This is a genomic window from Nocardiopsis changdeensis, assembly GCF_018316655.1.
In the GTDB taxonomy this organism is placed as follows: Bacteria; Actinomycetota; Actinomycetes; order Streptosporangiales; family Streptosporangiaceae; genus Nocardiopsis; species Nocardiopsis changdeensis.
Window position 1 is genome coordinate 2124496 of sequence record NZ_CP074133.1, and the last position, 20054, is coordinate 2144549.

The window sequence follows — 20054 nt, forward strand, 5'->3', positions numbered from 1 at the left end:
CTACCCTGGACGGGTGTCTGCAACTCTGTTCGACGATGCCGGGTCCGAGGCGGCCAAAGGACAGGAGCCGCTGGCCGTGCGCATGCGGCCCCGCACCCTCGACGAGGTGGTGGGCCAGGGCCACCTGCTGGGCGAGGGCAGCCCGCTGCGCCGCCTGGTCGAGGACGACGCGCCCATGTCCGTGTTCCTGTGGGGCCCGCCCGGGACGGGCAAGACCACCCTGGCCACCGTGGTCAGCAAGGCCACCAAGCGCCGGTTCGTGGAGCTGTCCGCGGTCAGCGCCGGTGTGAAGGACGTGCGCGCGGTCATCGAGGAGGCCCGCCGCCGGATGGGCATGAACGGCACCCGCACCCTGCTGTTCGTCGACGAGGTCCACCGGTTCAACAAGACCCAGCAGGACGCGCTGCTGCCCGCCGTGGAGAACCGGTGGGTCAGCTTCATCGGCGCCACCACCGAGAACCCCTTCTTCTCCGTGGTCGGCCCGCTGCTGTCCCGCTCCCTGCTGCTCACCCTGGAGCCCCTGGACGACGCCGACGTGCACGCCCTGCTGGAGCGGGCGCTCACCGACGAGCGCGGCCTGGACGGGCGCTACACGCTCACCGGCGAGGCCGCCGACGACCTGGTCCGGCTGGCCGGCGGTGACGGCCGCCGCTCCCTCACCTACCTGGAGGCCGCGGCCCTGGTGGCCGGGCCGCCCGCCGCCGAGCCGGTCGAGATCACCGCCGCCCACCTCGAACGGGCCGTGGACCGCCACGCCGTGCGCTACGACCGCTCCGGGGACCAGCACTACGACGTCGTCAGCGCGTTCATCAAGAGCATGCGCGGCAGCGACCCCGACGCCGCCCTGCACTACCTGGCCCGCATGATCGAGGCGGGGGAGGACCCCCGGTTCATCGCCCGGCGCATCGTCGTGCACGCCAGCGAGGACGTCGGCATGGCCGACCCCACCGCGCTCCAGACGGCCGTCGCCGCCGCCCAGGCCGTCGAGCTGATCGGCATGCCCGAGGCGCGCATCAACCTGGCCCAGGCCGTCATCCACATCAGCGTCGCGCCCAAGTCCAACGCGGTGATCACCGCCATCGGAGAGGCCATCGCCGACGTCCGCGCCGGACGGGCCGGGCCGGTCCCGCTCCACCTGCGCGACGGCCACTCCCGGGGCTCCAAGGAGCTGGGCCACGGCAAGGGCTACCGCTACGCCCACGACCACCCCGGCGGCGTCGCCCCCCAGGTGCACGCCCCCGAGGGCCTGGTGGGCCGCGAGTACTACCGCCCCACCGAGCACGGCGCCGAACGCCGCGTCTCGGAGGTGCTGGGTCGCATCAAGGAGGTCCTGCGCGGCGGCCGGCCCGACGCGCAGGGCCCCCGGCCCGACGCTAGTCGGTGAACAGCTCGGTGACCTGAACGATCTCCCGGGGCCCGCCCTCGGCGGGCTCCTCCTCGGAGAAGGTGACCTCCACGATCACCACCGGCCCCCACGACAGGTAGTCGATGAAGTCGCGGCCGGTCAGCTCCCAGGTCCCGCGCCCCTCCTCGTCCAGGAACACGTGGTCGGGGGCGGCGCAGAACTTGGCGCACAGCACCTCGGCCTCGGGGTCGATCACGGCGGAGGCCGGCTCCCCGGCCTCCTCCCACTGCGCGGCCCAGTCCTGGTGGGTGGGCACGCCCTGGCCGCGCTGCGGCTCGTCGTCGCGGTCCACCGGGGTGTAGACCCAGGGCCCCTCCACGACGTTCTCCTGCTCGGCGGGATCGAACCGCACCACCAGCGTCCGGGGCGCCTCCTCCGGGGAGGGCGAGGGGGAGGCCTCCTGTTCGGTGCCGGCCACCAGCGCCTCGTCGTCGGAGGACCCCGCCAGCCGGACCACGCCCCACACGCCCGCGCCGACCAGCACCGCGGCGAGCACGCCGGCGCCCACCAGGATCGGCGCCCGCCGGGGGAGCCGCCGGGGCGGGCGCCCCTCCAGGCGGATCACCCGGGGCACCCGCTGGGCCGGTTCGACCGCACGCCACTCGCGCTCCATCAGGGCGGCGACCTCGTCGCGGTCGGGCGGTCCGGACCCCTCGCGGCCGTTCTCCCTCTGCCAGACGGCCAGGACCGAGCCGATCACCTCGTTCAGGCTCGGCCGTGCGTCCGGATCGGGGTCCAGGGAGCGGGACACCAGCGGCACCAGCCCCTTGGGCAGCCCGGTCAGGTTGTGCTCCCCGGCCGCGGCGCGTCCGGCGATCTCCTCCGGTTCGCCGGGGCCGAACGGCAGCCGCCCGGTGCCCGCGTAGGCGGTGACCGCACCCCAGGCGAACACGTCGGCGGCGGGGGAGGCCGCCGCGCCCCGGTAGCGTTCCGGGCTCATCCAGGTGGCGCCTGAGCCGGCCGTGTGCGCGTCGGCGACCGCGCAGTCCATGATGTGCGGCCCGTGCGACTCCAGCAGCACCCGCTCGTGGTTGAGCGACCCGTGTGCGACGCCCCGGGCGTGCAGCGCGGACAGCCCCTCGGCCAGGCCCACGGCCAGCGCCAGCAGCTTTCCGGTGCCCAGGCCCCCGCGCTTGGTGATGAAGTGCGAGAGCCGCTGGCCCTCCATGTACGGCATCGCCAGCCACGGCCGGTCGGCCCGGCCGTCGAACGCCAGCGGCACCACCACCCGCGCCGGGTCCACCTGCGACAGCGCGGTCAGCCGCCGCACCAGCGCCTCGCGCTCGGGGCCCGGGGCCGGGGCCTTGACGACCTTCACCGCGACCAGCCGCTCGCCCGCGGTCGGAGAGGCCGCGTCCACCGCGGCGTAGACCGTTCCGGACGCCCCCTGCCCCAGCCGTCCGAGGACGAGGTAGGGGCCTATCCGCGTCGGGTCGTCCGGATACAGCGGGGGCAGGTGCTCCGGTACCAGCACGGAGATCTCTCGGGGAGAACGAGGGCTCATGGGTGTCCTGTCGCGATGCTTCTGGGCCGACGGGGCGGCGGAGTGTCCGGACATCGTAGTGAAGATCCCGATCCACGATCATTCTCCCGAAAACGGGGAGTGGAGTCGACGCCCGCGTCCCGCATCGGCCACCGCCCGGAGGCCGGTCGGCCCGCGCACGGCGAGGCCCCCGCACACCGGTCGGCCCGACGCGATATGGTCGGCCGGAACCCGCCGGTTCGGACGCCCCCACCCCGGAGCGCGGCCGACGGCGGGCGGCCCCCGACGCCACTCCGGCGCACGCGCGGGGGCAGGTGTCGCACACGGACCCTCGGAAACAGACCCTCAGAAGTAGCCCCTATCCGCCTTACGGAGCCCGCATGCTTACCGGAGGAGAGGTCGCCGCGCTCGTCGCCGCGGTGGTCTGGGCGGTGCTGGCCACGTTCATCTGCGTGGCGCTCGTCAAACTGATCAAGCTCATCAACGCCGCGACCACGGTCGTCTCGGAACTGGGTGACCGCACCCCGCCCCTGATGGACGACGTCGCCGCCACCGTCGAACGCGCCAACACCTCGTTGGAGCGCGTGGAGGAGATCACCGCCAACGCCCAGGCCACCACCGAGGACGTGGCCACCATGACCGCGCTCACCCGCTCGGTGGTCACCGGTCCGCTCGTCAAGGCGGCCTCGCTGTCCTACGGCGTCCGCCGGGTCCTGGGCCAGCGCCGCGCCCTGGCGGTCGTGCGCGGCCGCCGCCGGAAGGAGAACCGGTGATCCGGCGACTGCTCTACCTCGCCGCGGGGGCCGCCCTGGGCGGCTACGCCGTGCACCGCGTCCACCAGGCCCGGCGGGCCCTGACCCCCGGCGGCATCGCCGAGCGGGTCGAGGACCGGGTCGGCGAGTACAAGGGCGCGCTGCGCGAACTGAACGAGGACCTGGCCGAGGCCGTCCGCGAGCAGGAGGAGGAGCTGCTGCGCACCTACGCGCCCCGCCGCTCCCGCGCCCTGCCCCCCGCCGGCCGCCGCGCCCTGCCCGGGGACTGACCGGTGCCGGGGGACCGGCCCCTCCACCGCGCCCGTCCCCGCCCGGGGCCCCGGCCCCCGTGCCGGGGCCGCGGCACCGCCCGGTCACCCCGCCGGCTCCGCGCCCGGGCGGCCGACCGCCCCCGCGTGCGCCGGGCGGGAGCCAGCCCCTCCCGCCGCGCCCGTTCCCGCCCGGGGCTCCCGTGCCGCGGGCGGGCGCGTCCGCCCTCCGTGCCGTGCCGGGGGCTGCGGCGCCGCCCGGCCCCGCGCCTTCCGCCGGTCGGGCGCCCGACCTCCCCAGGGAGGCGTCGGCGGCGATCACCCGGCGAGGGCCCGCCGACCCGGCGCCTCCCGGTGCCCGACGGCGATAGCCTTGGAACAACCGAGGTCCCCGCGTTGTCGTCGACAGGACGGGTCCCGGGTCGGCCGCCCCCGCAGGGGCCGGCCGCGCAGGCGAAAACCACAGGCATCCGCGTGGTCGTCCCCCCTACGATGGGGCGACCGACCGACCACGCGCAACCAGGTCCCGGGCAGGGACGGGCCCGCCGAGGGCGGCGGAGCCGAGCACAGGAGGGCATCAATGGAGACGGCAGAGATCGCGCGCCGCTTCCTCAGTTTCTTCGAGAAGAACGGACACACCGTGGTGCCCTCGGCAAGCCTCATCGCCGAGGACCCCACGCTGCTGCTGGTGCCCGCAGGCATGGTCCCCTTCAAGCCCTACTTCCTGGGCCAGCGCACTCCGCCGTACGAGACCGCCACCAGCGTCCAGAAGTGCATCCGCACCAAGGACATCGAGGAGGTGGGCAAGACCTCCCGGCACGCCACCTTCTTCCAGATGCTCGGCAACTTCTCCTTCGGCGCCTACTTCAAGGAGCAGGCGATCCCGCTGGCGTGGGAGCTGGTCACCGGCCCGGTGGCCGAGGGCGGCTTCGGCATCGATCCCGAGAAGCTCTGGGTCACCGTCTACCTCGACGACGACGAGGCCGAGGCGATCTGGCGCGACAAGGTGGGCGTGCGCCCCGAGCGCATCCAGCGCATGGGGATGGAGGAGAACTACTGGTCGATGGGCGTCCCCGGACCCTGCGGCCCCTGCTCCGAGATCTTCTACGACCGCGGCCCCGAGTACGGCGCCGAGGGCGGCCCCGAGGCGGACGAGAACCGCTACATCGAGATCTGGAACCTCGTCTTCATGCAGTACGAGCGGGGCGAGGGCGGCGACAAGTCCGGCTTCCCGATCCTCGGCGAGCTGCCCAAGAAGAACATCGACACCGGGATGGGCCTGGAGCGCCTGGCCGCGGTCCTCCAGGGCGTCGACAACATCTACGAGACCGACATCATCGGCCGCGTCCTGAACCGCGCCGCCGAACTGGCCGGGGTCCGCTACGGCGACGACCACGAGCAGGACGTCCTGCTGCGCGTGGTCGCCGACCACGTCCGCAGCGCCGTCATGCTGGTCGGCGACGGCGTCAAGCCGGGCAACGAGAAGGCGGGCTACGTCCTGCGCCGCATCCTGCGCCGCTCGATCCGCAACATGCGCCTGCTCTCGGGCACCGACACCGGCCACATGCACGACCTCACCGCTGTCAGCATCGACGCGATGAAGGACATCTACCCCGACCTGCTCGACAAGGCCGACGTCATCCACGGTGTCATCGACACCGAGGAGAAGAACTTCGCCGACACCCTGCGCGCGGGCACCGCCCTGTTCTCCCGGGCGGCCGAGCGCACCCGGCACGCGGGCGGCACCGTCTTCTCCGGCTCCGACGCCTTCCAGCTCCACGACACCTACGGCTTCCCCATCGACCTCACCCTGGAGATGGCGGCCGAGCAGGGCCTGACCGTGGACGAGGCGTCCTTCCGCGAGCTCATGCAGCGGCAGAAGGACACCGCCAAGGCCGACGCCAAGTCCAAGAAGCTCGGCAACGCGGACATCTCCCTGTACGCGCAGCTGCTCGAGGGCGCGGGCACCACCGACTTCCTGGGCTACACCGACGCCCAGAGCGAGTCGACGGTCAAGGGCATCGTGGTCGGCGGGGTCTCCTCGCCCGCCGCGCGCCAGGGGGAGAAGGTCGAGATCGTCCTGGACCGCACCCCGTTCTACGCGGAGAGCGGCGGCCAGCTGGCCGACACCGGCACGCTCACCGTCGAGGGCCGCGGGATCGTCGACGTCGAGGACGTGCAGAAGCCCCTGCCGGGCCTGTTCGTCCACCGGGGCACAGTCCGGTCGGGCGAGATCACCGTGGACGACACCGTGCACGCGGCGATCGACGGCGGCCGCCGGCACGCCATCGAGCGCTCCCACTCGGCCACCCACCTCATCCACTCGGCGCTGCGCAACGCGCTGGGCCCCTCGGCGGGCCAGGCCGGCTCGGAGAACAGCCCGGGCCGCCTGCGCTTCGACTTCACCGCCGACAACGCCCTGGGCGAGTCCCGGCTGGCCGAGGTCGAGGAGGAGGTCAACACCGTCCTGGCCGGCGACATCGCGGTGCGCACCGAGGAGAAGAGCCTGGACGAGGCCCTCAAGATGGGCGCCCTGGCCATGTTCGGCGAGAAGTACGGCGACCGCGTCCGGGTCGTGGAGATGAGCGACTACTCCGTCGAGCTGTGCGGCGGCACCCACGTGCCCTCCACCGCGCGGCTGGGCATCGTCAAGCTCCTGGGCGAGTCCTCCATCGGCTCCGGCGTGCGCCGGGTCGAGGCGGCGGTCGGCGTGGACGCGTTCAAGCGCCTGTCCAAGGAGTCGGCGCTGGTCGGCCGCCTGTCCGAGCAGCTCAAGGCCCCGCGCGAGGAACTGCCCGAGCGCATCGACGCCGTGATCTCCCGGCTGCGCGCCGCGGAGAAGGAGATCGAGAAGCTGCGCGCGGCGCAGGTCCTGCAGGCCGCCGGCTCCATCGCGGAGCGGGCCCGCCGCCACGGGCCGGCGCTGGTCGTGGCCGAGCAGGCCCCCGAGGGCACCGGCGGCGACGACCTGCGCACCCTGGCCGCGGACGTGCGCGGCCGCCTGGGCGAGGCCGAGCCCGCCGTGGTGGCGCTGACGGCCGTGCCCAAGGACCGCCCGGTCGTGGTCATCGCGGTCAACAAGGCGGCGCAGAAGGCCGGGATCAAGGCCGGCGACCTGGTGGGCGTGGCGGCCCGCGCGCTCGGCGGCGGTGGCGGCGGCAAGCCCGACATGGCCCAGGGCGGCGGCACCGACGCGACCAAGGTCGACGAGGCCCTCCGCGCCGTGGAGGCCCGTATCGCCGGCGCCTAGCGCCTGTTCCTCCGGGCCTCCGCTCCGCTGCGGGCCGTCCGTCGGAACCCCCGACGGACGGCCCGGCGGCCGCGGCACCGCCGCCCCGCCCGGCGCCCTCCGAGGGCGGGAGCCCTCGGCCCCGTCTGCGCCTCGCGGTCCCCGGCGGTGCAGGAGGGCATCCGGGAACGGGCTTTGGGCGCCCCGTGCCGCCGGGGCGGCGGCCCTCGTTCGGCCGCCGCTCCCGGCGTGGTCTTCGCAACACGGGCGTGGTGACACAGCGTGACATACAGTGCCGGGTAGTATCACGACCTGTGACGATCCGGGCGAACGCGGTCGTCCGCGCTCCCGGCTCCGGCCGTGTGGGCGCGATCGGACGCCATGACGGGGGATTCGCGTGACTTACACTCGGATGCGGCCTCCACGGCCGTCCCGCATCCCGCGCAGCGGTGGACCGAGCGCCCGGACCGTGAGCCGGCACCCACTCCGCGTGACCCGGGCTGCGTACGGTCATCGAATCGGGCATACTGTGGCGCGTCACAGCCGATCAAACGGCCGTCTGCGCGGACTTTCCCCGCGATCCACCTGACGAACAGGACCACCGTGTCGAGGATTCTCCCATCGCGGTGCCGTACCCGTACCGGGACGGCCCGCCCCTGCCGCCTTCCCCGAACCGGGGGGCGCTCCTCGTGAGGAACGGTGTCCGCCTGGCCGTCGACCCCGGCAACGCCCGCATCGGTGTGGCCGTCAGCGACCCCTCCGGTACGCTCGCCAGCCCCCTGGAGACGGTGCCGCGCGGCAGGGGCGACAAGAACCGTATCGCCCTGCTGGTCCTGGAGAAGGAGGCACGGGAGGTCATCGTGGGTTACCCTGCCTCTCTGTCAGGAGAGGAGGGGCCGGCCGCCCGGTCGGCCCGGGAGTTCGCGGCGTCACTGGCCGGACTCCTGCACCCCGTCCCCGTCCGTCTGGTCGACGAACGCCTCACCACGGTGACCGCGCAGGGACACCTGCTCTCCGGAGCCTCCTTCAGTAAGAAGGGCGCCAAGGGCGGACGCGCCCGCCGGTCGGTCATCGACCAGGCGGCGGCCACGGTCCTCCTTCAGAGCGCCTTGGACCAGGAACGGTCGACAGGCCGGCCCCCGGGCGAGATCGTCCGCTCCAGCCAGGGAGAATCATGAACGACAGGGATGACTACCCCGAAAATCCCTATCGTGGACGCGCCGACCGCGACAGCGGTCGCGACTACGACCCGCGCGGCGGCCCCGCGCGCGGCCGACGCGCCCGCCCGGAGGCCTCTCCGTGGGCCGACTCCGAGGCGTCCGGCCCCCGGCACACGGGGCCCTCGACCGGCGAGTTCCGGACCCCCCGCTACGCTCCCCGGCCCGACCAGGAGTACGACCCGCTGAACCCGGGCCGCTCCGACCGCGACCAGGAGCCCGCGGCGCCGCAGCGCCGCGGCGGTGCCGCCGACGCGCTGCGCGGCGGCCGTGCGGCCTGCTCCGGTGCCCGTCGCTCGCGCGACGCCTAGCCCCGACACCGGGGCGGCCGCCCGCCGCCGACACCACCCAGGACGCCCTGGCCGCGTTGGCTCGGCCTGGGCTCGCCCGCGGCGCCCGCCCCCGCCGAGGAGGAGCCGCCGCGCCGCGCCCGCCGCGAGCGCACCGAGCCCGACCCCGCTCCGCCCGCGGCCGGGGAGGAGGCGCCGCGCGCCTCCCGCCGCGGCCGCCGAGCCGCCGCCGAGGAGCCCCCGCGCCGCGGGCGCGGGGGCCGCAAGCGCGGTCGCCGGGACGAGGAGCCCGGCTTCCTGGACGGCCTGCCCGAGGACACCGGGGCGTTCGACGCCGTCCCCTTCCCCGGCGTGAACAGCTCCGCCGACACCGGGGCGTTCGCAGCCCTGTCCGAAGAGGACCTGCGTCCGCGCGGCGCCCGAGGCGACGGGTCCCCCGACTCCGGTTCCTTCGACTCCACCCCGCGCCGCGGCCGCCGCCACCGCGGGGTCCCCGCCGAGGAGGCCGCCGAGCCCGCCGAGGACACGGGCCGCACCCGCTCCGGCCGACGCCGCCGCGGCCCGGTGGAGGAACCGCCCGCGGAGTCCGGCGCGTTCATCGCCGACGCCCCGCCCCGGGGCCGCCGCGCCCGCCGGGCACAGGCGCCGCAGGACACGGGAGCCCACGACACGGGCTCCTACGACACCGGTTCCTACGACACGGGCTCCTACGACACCGGGTCCTTCGACACCGGCCCGCGCGACACGGACCCCCGCGACACGGGGTCCCACGAGAGCGCGCCGTTCCGGGACGCCCCCGACGATGACGACGCCTTCGCCGCCCCGGCGCAGGAGGCCCCCCGCCGCTCCCGGCGCCGCCGGGGCGCGGCGGCCGACGAGGCGCCCGAGCCCGAGGAGGCCGGCGAGTCCGAGGACGCCGGGTACGGCGCCCCGGCCGACGACGACGAGGAGCCCCCGCCCGGCGCGGCCGGGGCCGCGGCCGACGCGGCGGCGCCCGCCGCGGGGCCGCCGACGCGGCCGCCGCGAGGAGGAGCCCGCGGAGGAGCCGGAGGCGTCCGAGGAGGCCGGGTCCGAAGAGGACGACCACGACGACTACGAAGAGCCGGCCCTGGCCGACATCGCCGCCGCCTACGGGGGCGGCCGCAGCAGCCGCAAGAAGGCCAAGGAGCTCAAACGCGCCCGCCTGGCCCAGCAGCAGCGCACGCCGGAGGGCCGCCGGGCCAAACGGCGCGGCAAGGGCATGATGATCCTGCTCGTCCTGGCGCTCATCGCCGTCATCGGCGGCGGCGGGTTCTTCGTGATGCGCACCTACGTCTTCCCGCCGGACTTCGACGGCGCGGGCGAGGGCGAGGTCGTCTATGTGATCGAGGAGAACCAGAGCGGCCTCGCCGTCGGCCAGGGCCTGACCGACCTGGGCGTGGTGGCCAGCCCGCGGGCGTTCACCAACGCCCTGGAGGACCTGTCCGAGGAGGAGCGGGGCCAGGGCCTGGTCCCGGGCAGCTACTCCCTGGCCCTGGGCATGAGCGCCGACAACGCGGTGCGGGCCCTGCTGGACCCCGCCAACCGCCTCGGCGGCCGGGTCACGGTCAACGAGGGCCTGCGCAACGAGCAGGCCATGGAGGAGCTGTCCGAGGCGACCGGCGTCCCCTACGAGGAGTTCGAGGCGGCCCACTCCCGGCCCGACGAACTGGGCCTGCCCGAGTACGCCGAGGGCGAGGCCGCCGGGTACCTGTTCCCCTCGACCTACATGTTCGACCCCGGCACCGACGCCCAGACCATGCTCAAGACCATGGTCCAGCAGTTCCACGCGACGGCCGAGAAGGTGCGGCTGGAGGAGAGGGCTGCCGAACTGGGCCTGACCCCCGACGAGGTCATGGCCGTCGCCTCCATCGTCCAGGCCGAGAGCGGCAGCAAGGAGGACATGCCCAAGGTCTCCCGGGTGATCTACAACCGCCTGGAGATCGACATGAACCTGGGCATGGACAGCACCTGCTTCTACGCCATCGGCGAGTACGGCATCGCGCTGAACAACGACCAGCTGGCCGCGTGCGCCGCGGACACCAGCGGGTTCGACACCTACCACAAGCCCGGCCTGCCGCCGGGGCCGTTCGTCGCCCCCGGCGAGGACGCCATCATGGCGGCGCTGGAGCCGGCGGAGGGGCCGTGGCTGTACTTCGTGGCCACGGACCCGGAGAACGGCGTCACCGAGTTCACCGACAGCGAGGCCGAGTTCGAGCTGCTCAAGCAGGAGTTCATGGAGAACTGGAGCGGCGGCTGATGCGCGCTGCGGTCCTGGGCTCGCCGGTCGCCCACTCCCTCTCCCCGGTCCTGCACACCGCCGCCTACGCGGCGATGGGCCTGGACGACTGGTCCTACGGGCTGCACGAGTGCGGCGAGGAGGGGCTGGCCCCCTTCCTCGCCGGGCTCGGCCCGGACTGGGCCGGGCTCTCCCTGACCATGCCGCTCAAGCGGCGGGCGCTGGAGCTGGCAGACCGGGCCGAGGACCTGGCCGTCCGCGTCGGCGGGGCCAACACCCTGGTCCGCGAGGGCGACGGCTGGGCCGCCCACAACACCGACGTCGAGGGCATCGTCACCGCCCTGGCCGAGGCCGGGGTGGACGCCCCCCGCAGTGCCACCGTCCTGGGCGCCGGGGCCACCGCGGCCTCGGCCCTGGCCGCCCTGCGCGGGCTCGGGCTCACCGCCCCGGTCACGGTCCTGGCCCGGGACACCTCCCGGGCCGAGGAGGTGGTCGCCGCCGCCGGGCGCCTGGGGCACCCGGTGGAGGTGGCCCCCCTGGCCGAGGCCGAGCGCCACCTCGGCGTCGACCTCGTCGTCTCGTCGCTGCCCTCGGGCGCGGCCGACGGCCTGGCCGGACCGCTGGCCGAGAGCGGCGCGGACCTGTTCGACGTGGTGTACTCCCCCTGGCCCACCGCCGCGGCCCGCCGGGTCGCGGAACGGGGCGGCCGGGTCGTAGGCGGCTTCCCCATGCTGCTGCACCAGGCGGTGGCCCAGGTGCGCCTGATGACGGGCCGGGAACGGGTCCCGGTCGAGGCGATGCGCGCCGCGGGGGAGGCCGAACTGGCCCGCCGCGCCGCCTCCTGAGCGGCGCGGACCGGGCGGGTCCGCCCGACTGGTAGTATGAGATATCGACTTGGTCCGGTGTGCCTGTCACACTGGAACCGCAAGCGGAGATGATCCTCCCACCCGTCGGGTCACGCCCGGGCGGGTCCACCGAGTCGGCCCGATGCGTCGCCGTCGCGACGGGGCTCCGTGTACGCGGAGTCCGTCCGATACGCGCGTCGCCGTGCCGTCCACCGGATCGACCCCGCTTGCACACGCTGGCGGGGTTTTCGCTTTTCCAGGGAGACCCCGACGCGGTCGGTCCACCCGCCGGAGACGGGCGGGCCGATCCAGCAGGCCGCACCAATCAGGGGCGGCCGGTCCCAGGTAATCCGAGAAAGCTAGGGAGGGGTCTCATCAGCGCCGAGCCCCGCATCAATGACCGCATCCGGGTGCCCGAGGTCCGTCTCGTCGGACCCAACGGTGAACAGGTCGGAATCGTCTCCGTGCAGGACGCCCTGCGCCTCGCCCAGGAGTCGGACCTCGACCTCGTCGAGGTAGCGCCGACCGCGCGCCCGCCGGTCGCCAAGCTGATGGACTACGGCAAGTTCAAGTACGAGTCAGCGGTCAAGGCCCGCGAAGCCCGTAAGAACCAGTCGAACACGATCATCAAGGAGATCAAGCTCCGCCCGAAGATCGACCCGCACGACTACGAGACCAAGAAGGGTCACGTGGTGCGGTTCCTCAAGAGCGGGGACAAGGTCAAGGTGACGATCATGTTCCGTGGTCGTGAGCAGTCCCGTCCGGAGCTGGGCCGCCGCCTGCTGGCGCGGCTCGCCGAGGACGTCCAGGACCTTGGCACGGTGGAGTCGCAGCCCAAGCAGGACGGCCGCAACATGGTCATGGTGATCGGCCCGCACAAGCGGCGGTCCGAGCACAAGGCCGAGGCCCGCGCGGCCGCGGCGGGGGACAAGTCCCGCCGCGAACAGCCCGACGCACAGGCCTAGCGGCTCCGGGGAAGTCCCCCACCGCCCGGCCGCCGGAAGGGACCGGGTGGTGGGGTGGGCTGTGCGCGGACATCCGAACGCGTCACGGCCGGCGTCCAGGGACCCCGCCACAGTGACGGAAGCAGTGGCGGAACAACCGTGTCGCCCGCGCCCCGCGCGCGGACCGACACGCCGACGGAGTAGGAGACGACGGCGACATGCCGAAGAACAAGACCCACAGTGGGGCCAAGGACCGCTTCAAGGTCACCGGCTCTGGCAAGATCATGCGCCGCCGTGCCAACAAGAACCACATCCTTGAGCACAAGACCTCCAAGCGCAAGCGCAAGCTGAGCAACGAGGCCGTGCTCGCCCCCGCGGACGCGAAGTTCATCAAGAAGCTTCTCGGCAAGTAGTCCGCGAACCTTCCCCTCCCACCGGAAGCGCCCCCGCGCCCCAGCGGCGCGGTGACGGCCGCCGGGTGGGATCGACCAGAAGCGAATCCGGTCGCCGGACTCCTCGGAGTCGGGCCGGTCGGCGCGCCCCGCGCGCCGGAACACACAAGAGGGAGTCACAGTGGCACGCGTGAAGCGGGCTCTCAACGCCAAGAAGAAGCGCAAGGTCGTCCTCGACCGGGCGAGCGGCTACCGCGGTCAGCGTTCGCGCCTGTACCGCAAGGCCAAGGAGCAGATGCTCCACTCGATGACCTACGCCTACCGCGACCGCAAGGACCGCAAGGGCCAGTTCCGTCGTCTGTGGATCCAGCGGATCAACGCGGCCTCCCGCGCCAACGGCCTCACCTACAACCGCTTCATGCAGGGCCTGAAGCTGGCCGGCATCGAGGTCGACCGCCGTATGCTCGCCGAGCTGGCCGTCAACGACGAGGCCGCGTTCGCGACCCTGGTGGAGACCGCCAAGAAGGCCCTTCCGGCCGAGGCCGCGGCCTGACCGGTTCCACACGGAGTCTGACGGGTAGAGCGATGGCGAGCCACGAGTTCACGAGTGTCCGGTCACCCAGGATCAAGGGGGTTCGGCGGCTCGCCAAACGCACCTTCCGCCAGCGCGAGCGGCGCTTCCTCGCCGAGGGGCCGCAGGCCGTGCGCGAAGCGCTGGCCGCGGCCGGCGGTGCCGGGCGGTCCCCCTATGGCGGGACCGCCCCCGGCGTGGTCGAGGTGTACGCCACGACCGAGGCCATGCAGCGCCATCTGGACCTGATGGACGCCGCCCACACGGCGGGCGTCCCGGTCCACCGGGTCAGCCTCGACGTCATGACGGAGCTGGCCCAGACCGTCACCCCGCAGGGCGTCATCGCCGTCTGCGAGTTCGTCGACGTCCCCCTGGACGGGGTCGGCGACGTGCGCCTGGCGGCGGTCCTGTCCCACGTCCGCGACCCGGGCAACGCGGGTACGGTGCTGCGCACCGCCGACGCCGCCGGGGCCGACGTGGTCATCTTCACCGACGCCTCCGTGGACCCCTACAACGGCAAGTGCGTGCGGGCCTCCGCCGGGAGCCTGTTCCACCTGCCCATCGTGGTGGGCGTCCCGGTGGCGCGGGCGGTCGACTTCCTGCGCGAGCGCGGCGCCCGGGTCTGGGCCGCCGACGGCGGCGGGCCGCGGGACCTGCACGAGGTCGCCGACGGCGGGGACCTGGACGGTCCGGTCGGCTGGGTCTTCGGTAACGAGGCCTGGGGCCTGCCGGAGGAGACCGTCCGCCTGACGGACGGCGCGGTCAGCGTCCCCATCTACGGCGGGGCCGAGAGCCTGAATCTGGCCACGGCCGCGGCCGTGTGCCTCTACACCACCGCGCGCCAGCAGCGGCGCTCCTGAGGGCCGGCGGGGATTTCCGGCGCCGACGCGCCACTCGCATTGGCAAATGCACGTGCACGGGGTGTCGGTGCCGATAGGGTCTGAGCGGGATCACGGTGGCGCCCCCCGATGCGCCACCCGCCCCGACGTGGGCGGAGATCCCTGTTCAAGAGGCGTACCGGACGGACGTGCCGGGTAGATCTGCGGTGGTGGTCGCGGATGCCGGCGCCATCGGTCGGCGGCACGCAGGCGCGGATGCCCTGCGTCCGTGGACCTACAAGGGGAGCGGGGAGAGGCGTGGGCAGCGGCCGGCAGGTGGATCACCCGGTGGAGGACGGAGAGGGTGCACACCCCTCCGACACCCCCCCGGACGACGGCACCGGAGGCGACCCGACCCCCGCACCGCTGTGGGACGTGGACGACACCGTCACCGGCCACGCCCCGCTGCACGCCGACGACCTGCCCGACGGCGTCGTCGTCGCCGACGCCCGCGGCCGCGTCATCCTCTACAACGCCCAGGCCGCCCAGCTCACCGGCATCCCCGCCGCTGACGCCCTGCGGCGCGACTTCCGCGCCGCCCTGCCGCTGGTCGGCGCGGACGGCAACGACTGGTGGGAGGCCAGCGACCCCTACGGGGGGGACCGCGGCCGCACCCGCCAGACCGAGCGCGCCCTGTACCTGCCCGACGACCGCGAGATCCTCGTCGCCGCCCGCTACGTGCGCGCCCGCCCCGGCGGCGACCTCGTCCGCCTGGTCGTCACCCTGCGCGACGCCTCCACACGCGCCGAGCGCAGCCGCGCCGACCTCGTCTCCGAGGTCGCCCACGAGCTGCGCTCCCCGCTGACCAGCGTCAAGGGCTTCACCTCCACGCTGCTCACCAAGTGGGAACGGCTCACCGACAAGCAGAAGCTGTTCATGCTGGAGACCGTCAACGCCGACGCCGACCGCGTCACCCGGCTCATCCACGACCTGCTCGACGTCTCCCGCATCGAGTCCGGCCGCATCGAGGTCCGCCGCCAGGTCGTCGACGTCACCGAGGTGGTGCGCCGGGTCGTCGCCGGCCGCGTCGCCTCCGGCGAGTCGGAGGAGCGCTTCCGGGTCGAGACGCGCGAAGGCCTCCCGCAGATGTGGCTGGACCCCGACAAGCTCGAACAGATCCTCTCCAACCTCGTGGAAAACGGGGTGCGGCACGGCGCTGGTACTGTCAGTATCGTGATCGAGCCGTGTGAGGGAGGAGCAGCGGTGTCGGTGCGCGACGAAGGCCAGGGCATAGCGCCCGAGACCATTCCGCGCGTCTTCCGCCAGTTCTGGCGCAGCAAGCGCCGGAGCGGGACCGGCCTCGGGCTGTTCATCGTCAAGGGCCTCGTCGAGGCCCACGGCGGCACGATCACCGTCGGACGCGCCCCCAGCGGCGGTGCCGAGTTCCGATTTACCATGCCCGCCGGGACGCCCGAGTTCGTCTGAAGCCCTTCAGACCCTCCGACGCCCCCGGTGGGCTCCACGGCGTGCCCGGGACCGGTGAGTGGACCCTTCCCTGCGCGCCCGACATCCCTGAGCCTTCCCTGTCGGCCCCGTCCGCCCCACGGCGGACCGTGACCACCGCACGCCTCCCTCCTGCACGGGGACGCGGCGGTGAGGTGACCAACCATGTCTGCACCGAACAATTCCTTCGACCCGGTCGAGGTGACCCCCCTGCACCCCGACGAGGTCGCCCGCATGCGCGAGGAGGCTCTGGCCGCCATCGCAGCGGCGAAGGACCTCGCCGAACTCAAGGAGGTCCGTCTCGCCCACGCCGGCGACCGGTCCCCGCTGGCCCTGGCCAACCGTGAGATCGGGGCGCTGCCCCCGGCGGCCAAGGCCGACGCGGGCAAGCGCGTCGGCGGCGCCCGCCGCGACGTCGGCCAGGCCCTCAAGGAGCGCCAGACCGCCCTGGAGGCCGAGCGCGACGAGCGCGTCCTGGTCGAGGAGCGGGTCGACGTCACCCTGCCCTGGGACCGGGCCCCGCGCGGCGCCCGCCACCCGCTGACCACCGTCGCCGAGCGCATGGCCGACGTGTTCGTCGGCATGGGCTTCGAGATCGCGGAGGGCCCCGAGGTCGAGGCGGAGTGGTTCAACTTCGACGCCCTCAACTTCCAGCCCGACCACCCGGCCCGCACCATGCAGGACACCTACTTCGTCGAGGGCCCCGGCGGCGGGGACTCCGGCATGGTCATGCGCACCCACACCTCGCCGGTGCAGGTCCGCGCGCTGCTCTCGCGCGAGCTGCCCGTGTACGTGGTCGCGCCGGGCAAGACCTTCCGCACCGACGAGCTCGACGCCACCCACAGCCCGGTCTTCCACCAGCTGGAGGGCCTGGTCGTGGACAAGGGCATCACGATGGCGCACCTGCGCGGCGCCATCGACGCCTTCGTCGGGTCCATGTTCGGGGAGGGCCTGCGCACCCGCTTCCGCGCCTCCTACTTCCCCTTCACCGAGCCGTCGGCCGAGGTGGACATGGAGTGCTTCGTGTGCCGCGGCGCGTCGGTGGGCGACCCCGACAACCCGTGCCGCACCTGCTCCAGCGAGGGCTGGATCGAGCTCGGCGGCTGCGGCGTGGTCAACCCGCGCGTGCTCGTCGCCGCCGGGGTCGACCCCGAGGTCTACAGCGGCTGGGCCTTCGGCCTGGGAATCGAACGGACACTGATGTTCGCGCACGGCGTGCGCGACATGCACGACATGGTCGAGGGCGACATCCGCTTCACCTCGGCGTTCGGGAGTGAGAACTGATGCGCGTCCCCCTTTCCTGGCTGCGGGAGTACGTCGACCTGCCGGCCGACGTCACCGCACGCGACCTGGCCTCGCGGCTCACGCTGGCCGGGCTCGAGGTCGAGACCGTCGACACCCTGGGCGCCGACCTGACCGGCCCCGTCGTCTACGGGCGCGTCCTGGAGATCGAGGAGCTCACCGGGTTCAAGAAGCCCATCCGCTACTGCCGGGTGGACGTCGGGTCGGCCAACGGCACCGGCGAGCCCCAGCAGATCATCTGCGGCGCCCGCAACTTCGCCGAGGGCGACCTCGTCGTCGTCTCGCTGCCCGGTGCCGAGCTGCCCGGCGGCTTCAGGATCGGCGCCCGCAAGACCTACGGCCGGATGTCCGAGGGCATGATCTGCTCGGCCACCGAGCTGGGCCTGTGGGAGGACCACAGCGGCATCGTCGTCCTCCCCGAGGGCTTCGGCGAGGTCGGCGAGGACGCCATCGGCCCGCTCGGCCTGCGCGAGGACGTCATCGACATCGCCGTGACGCCCGACCGCGGCTACGCGCTGTCGATCCGCGGCGTGGCCCGCGACACCGCCTCCCTGTACGGCGTCGCGTTCCACGACCCCGCCGACGTCGCCGTGCCCGCCCCCGCGGGCGAGGGCCACCCGGCCGCCATCGCCGACGACTCCCTGTGCGACAGCCTCGTCCTGCGCGGCGCCACCGGCTTCGACCCCGACGCGCCCAGCCCGCTGTGGATGAAGCGGCGCCTGCACCAGTGCGGGGTGCGCCCCGTCTCCCTGGCCGTCGACATCACCAACTACGTGATGCTCGAGCTCGGCCAGCCGCTGCACGCCTGGGACCGCGACCGCCTCACCGGCACCGTCACCGTGCGCGCCGCCGAGGCGGGGGAGAAGCTGGAGACCCTGGACCACGTCCAGCGCTCCCTGGACACCGACGACATCGTCATCGCCGACGGGTCCGGCGCCCAGGCGATCGCCGGGGTCATGGGCGGTGTGGACACCGAGATCGGCCTGTCCTCCACCTCGGTCCTGATCGAGGCCGCCCACTTCGACGAGATGCACATCGCCCGGGCCTCGCGCCGCCACCAGCTCTCCTCGGAGGCCTCCCGCCGCTTCGAGCGCGGCGTGGACTCCGGCCTCCAGCTCGCCGCCGCCACCCGCGCCGTCGGGCTGCTGGCCGAGCTGGGCGGGGCGACCGTCGAGGACGCCTACACCCATCTGGACCGGGTCGCCCCGCGCGCGCCCATCACGGTGCGGGCCGGACACGCCTCCTCGGTCTCCGGGGTCGACTACCCGGCCGGCACCACCGAGAAGTGGCTGACGGCCATCGGCTGCGAGGTGGCCGCGGACGGGGACGTCCTGACCGTCACCCCGCCGTCCTGGCGGCCCGACCTCACCGACCCCAACGACCTGGCCGAGGAGGTCATCCGGTTCGAGGGCTACGAGAACATCCCCTCGATCCGGCCGCGCGGCTCGGGCCGCGGCCTCACCGAGGGCCAGCGGCTGCGCCGCGCCGTCGGCCGGGCCCTGGCCGACGCCGGGTACAACGAGGTGCTGTCCTACCCGTTCACCGGTGAGCGCGACCTCGACGGGCTCCAGCTGCCCGCCGACGACGCCCGCAGGGTCGCCCTTCGCCTGGCCAACCCGCTCAACGACGAGGAGCCGCTGCTGCGGACCACGCTGCTGCCGGGCCTGTTCAAGGCGCTGGCCCGCAACGTGGGGCGCGGTTTCACCGACGTGGCCCTCTTCGAGACGGGCCTGGTGTACCGGCCCGAGCGGGGCGCGACCCGCGCCCCGCTCCTGCCGGTGGACCGCGGACCGAGCGCGGAGGAGCTGGCGCTGATCGACGCCGCCCTGCCCGCCCAGCCGCGCCGGATCGGCGTCGTCATCACCGGCGACGCCGAGCGCGCCGGCTGGTGGGGCGGGGGCCGAGCGGCCACCTGGGCCGACGCGATCCAGGCCGCCCGCGAGGTCGCCCGGGTCGCCGGGGTGGAGCTGGAGGCGGAGGCCGACGCCCACGCCCCCTGGCACCCGGGCCGCTGCGCCGCACTGTACGTGCGGGTCGGGGGCGAGCGCGTGCTCGTCGGCCACGCCGGGGAGCTGCACCCGCGCACCGTCAAGGCGTTCGGGCTGCCCGAGCGCACCGCGGCGATGGAGCTGGAGCTGGACCACCTCGAGCGGGCCCGCACCCCGGTCGTCGCCCCGGAGGTCTCCACCTACCCGGTGGCGGTCCAGGACGTGGCCCTGGTCGTGGACGAGTCCGTCCCGGTCGGCGAGATCGGCGCCGCGCTGGCGGCGGGCGCCGGGGAGCTGCTGGAGAGCGTGCGCCTGTTCGACGTCTACACCGGCGAGCAGGTGGGCGAGGGCCGCAAGTCGGTGGCCTTCACCCTGCGCTTCCGCGCCGCCGACCGCACGCTGACGGCGGAGGAGGCGGGCGCCGCCCGCGACGCCGCCGTGGCCGCGGCGGCCGAGCGCACCGGCGCCGCGCTGCGCGCCTGACACGCCGCGCCGGCGCACCGCGCCACCGCGAGGGGCCGCCCCGTCCACCGACGGGGCGGCCCCTCCCGCGTTCCCCGGGCCCGTGCCCTCAGGGGCCCGTGTTTCCCGGAGATGGCCGCCGGAAGGCGGAACGCTCTCCGGGGGAGGGGACGCGAAGAACTTTTTTCGGCCCTGTTCTCCCAGCGTGTCATGGGTTTTCCGGACCATGTGCCGGGGTAGCCGGAATGACCCCGGTGTTTCGGGGCATGAAAGTTCGTTTCGTCTCTTGCTGTGAGGCGTCCCCCACATTTAGCCTGCAAGCACCCG

Annotated in this window: 16 protein-coding genes; 15 read left to right on the forward strand and 1 reads right to left on the reverse strand. The window is 74.0% G+C overall.

The window, feature by feature from the left end; translation table 11 throughout:
• The first annotated feature begins 13 nt into the window (after positions 1 to 13).
• Positions 14 to 1384 (forward strand): replication-associated recombination protein A, encoded by a 1371-nt coding sequence (locus tag KGD84_RS09775; RefSeq protein WP_220559950.1) that lies wholly within the window; start codon positions 14 to 16, stop codon positions 1382 to 1384.
• Here the strand turns inward: KGD84_RS09775 and KGD84_RS09780 are convergent.
• Complete coding sequence (locus KGD84_RS09780) at positions 1374 to 2909, reverse strand: serine/threonine protein kinase (protein WP_220559951.1); 1536 nt, start codon at positions 2907 to 2909, stop codon at positions 1374 to 1376. The genes KGD84_RS09775 and KGD84_RS09780 overlap by 11 nt on opposite strands.
• 359 nt (positions 2910 to 3268) lie before the next feature.
• On the opposite strand from KGD84_RS09780, the gene KGD84_RS09785 reads away from it, so the two are divergent.
• The 14 genes from KGD84_RS09785 to pheT all read left to right on the forward strand — a co-directional run bounded on the left by KGD84_RS09785 (position 3269) and on the right by pheT (position 19748).
• Complete coding sequence (locus KGD84_RS09785; protein WP_220559952.1) at positions 3269 to 3661, forward strand: DUF948 domain-containing protein; 393 nt, start codon at positions 3269 to 3271, stop codon at positions 3659 to 3661.
• Positions 3658 to 3930 carry a hypothetical protein gene (locus KGD84_RS09790; RefSeq protein WP_220559953.1) on the forward strand — a complete coding sequence of 91 codons (273 nt, stop codon included), beginning with the start codon at positions 3658 to 3660 and terminating at the stop codon, positions 3928 to 3930. The genes KGD84_RS09785 and KGD84_RS09790 overlap by 4 nt, the downstream gene beginning before the upstream one ends.
• A gap of 559 nt (positions 3931 to 4489) precedes the next feature.
• Positions 4490 to 7159, forward strand: coding sequence for an alanine--tRNA ligase (gene alaS / locus KGD84_RS09795; RefSeq protein ID WP_220559954.1), 2670 nt, complete (start codon positions 4490 to 4492; stop codon positions 7157 to 7159).
• 668 nt (positions 7160 to 7827) lie between these two features.
• Positions 7828 to 8316: a Holliday junction resolvase RuvX gene (gene ruvX / locus KGD84_RS09800; RefSeq protein ID WP_220559955.1), complete on the forward strand. Its 489-nt coding sequence runs from the start codon at positions 7828 to 7830 to the stop codon at positions 8314 to 8316.
• On the forward strand, positions 8313 to 8666 hold the full coding sequence (locus KGD84_RS09805; protein ID WP_260697202.1) for a hypothetical protein: 354 nt from the start codon (positions 8313 to 8315) through the stop codon (positions 8664 to 8666). Before ruvX ends, KGD84_RS09805 begins: the two co-directional genes overlap by 4 nt.
• A gap of 781 nt (positions 8667 to 9447) precedes the next feature.
• A complete protein-coding gene (gene mltG, locus KGD84_RS09810; protein WP_260697203.1) occupies positions 9448 to 10923 on the forward strand; it encodes an endolytic transglycosylase MltG in 1476 nt (491 codons plus the stop codon).
• Positions 10923 to 11747, forward strand: coding sequence for a shikimate dehydrogenase (locus KGD84_RS09815; RefSeq protein WP_220559956.1), 825 nt, complete (start codon positions 10923 to 10925; stop codon positions 11745 to 11747). The genes mltG and KGD84_RS09815 overlap by 1 nt, the downstream gene beginning before the upstream one ends.
• A 392-nt stretch (positions 11748 to 12139) precedes the next feature.
• Positions 12140 to 12712 carry a translation initiation factor IF-3 gene (infC, locus tag KGD84_RS09820; protein WP_260697233.1) on the forward strand — a complete coding sequence of 191 codons (573 nt, stop codon included), beginning with the start codon at positions 12140 to 12142 and terminating at the stop codon, positions 12710 to 12712.
• A gap of 197 nt (positions 12713 to 12909) precedes the next feature.
• The gene (gene rpmI, locus KGD84_RS09825; protein ID WP_073384074.1) at positions 12910 to 13104 is read left to right on the forward strand and encodes a 50S ribosomal protein L35; all 195 of its coding nucleotides are present in this window, start codon (positions 12910 to 12912) and stop codon (positions 13102 to 13104) included.
• Between the two features lie 160 nt (positions 13105 to 13264).
• Positions 13265 to 13636: a 50S ribosomal protein L20 gene (gene rplT / locus KGD84_RS09830; protein ID WP_220559957.1), complete on the forward strand. Its 372-nt coding sequence runs from the start codon at positions 13265 to 13267 to the stop codon at positions 13634 to 13636.
• A 32-nt stretch (positions 13637 to 13668) separates the two neighbouring features.
• The gene (locus KGD84_RS09835; RefSeq protein ID WP_220559958.1) at positions 13669 to 14514 is read left to right on the forward strand and encodes a TrmH family RNA methyltransferase; all 846 of its coding nucleotides are present in this window, start codon (positions 13669 to 13671) and stop codon (positions 14512 to 14514) included.
• Positions 14515 to 14790: 276 nt separating this feature from the next.
• Positions 14791 to 15957, forward strand: coding sequence for a sensor histidine kinase (locus tag KGD84_RS09840; RefSeq protein ID WP_220559959.1), 1167 nt, complete (start codon positions 14791 to 14793; stop codon positions 15955 to 15957).
• Between the two features lie 183 nt (positions 15958 to 16140).
• Positions 16141 to 17259 carry a phenylalanine--tRNA ligase subunit alpha gene (pheS, locus tag KGD84_RS09845; RefSeq protein WP_220559960.1) on the forward strand — a complete coding sequence of 373 codons (1119 nt, stop codon included), beginning with the start codon at positions 16141 to 16143 and terminating at the stop codon, positions 17257 to 17259.
• A complete protein-coding gene (gene pheT / locus KGD84_RS09850; RefSeq protein WP_220559961.1) occupies positions 17259 to 19748 on the forward strand; it encodes a phenylalanine--tRNA ligase subunit beta in 2490 nt (829 codons plus the stop codon). Before pheS ends, pheT begins: the two co-directional genes overlap by 1 nt.
• Positions 19749 to 20054 lie beyond the last annotated feature (306 nt).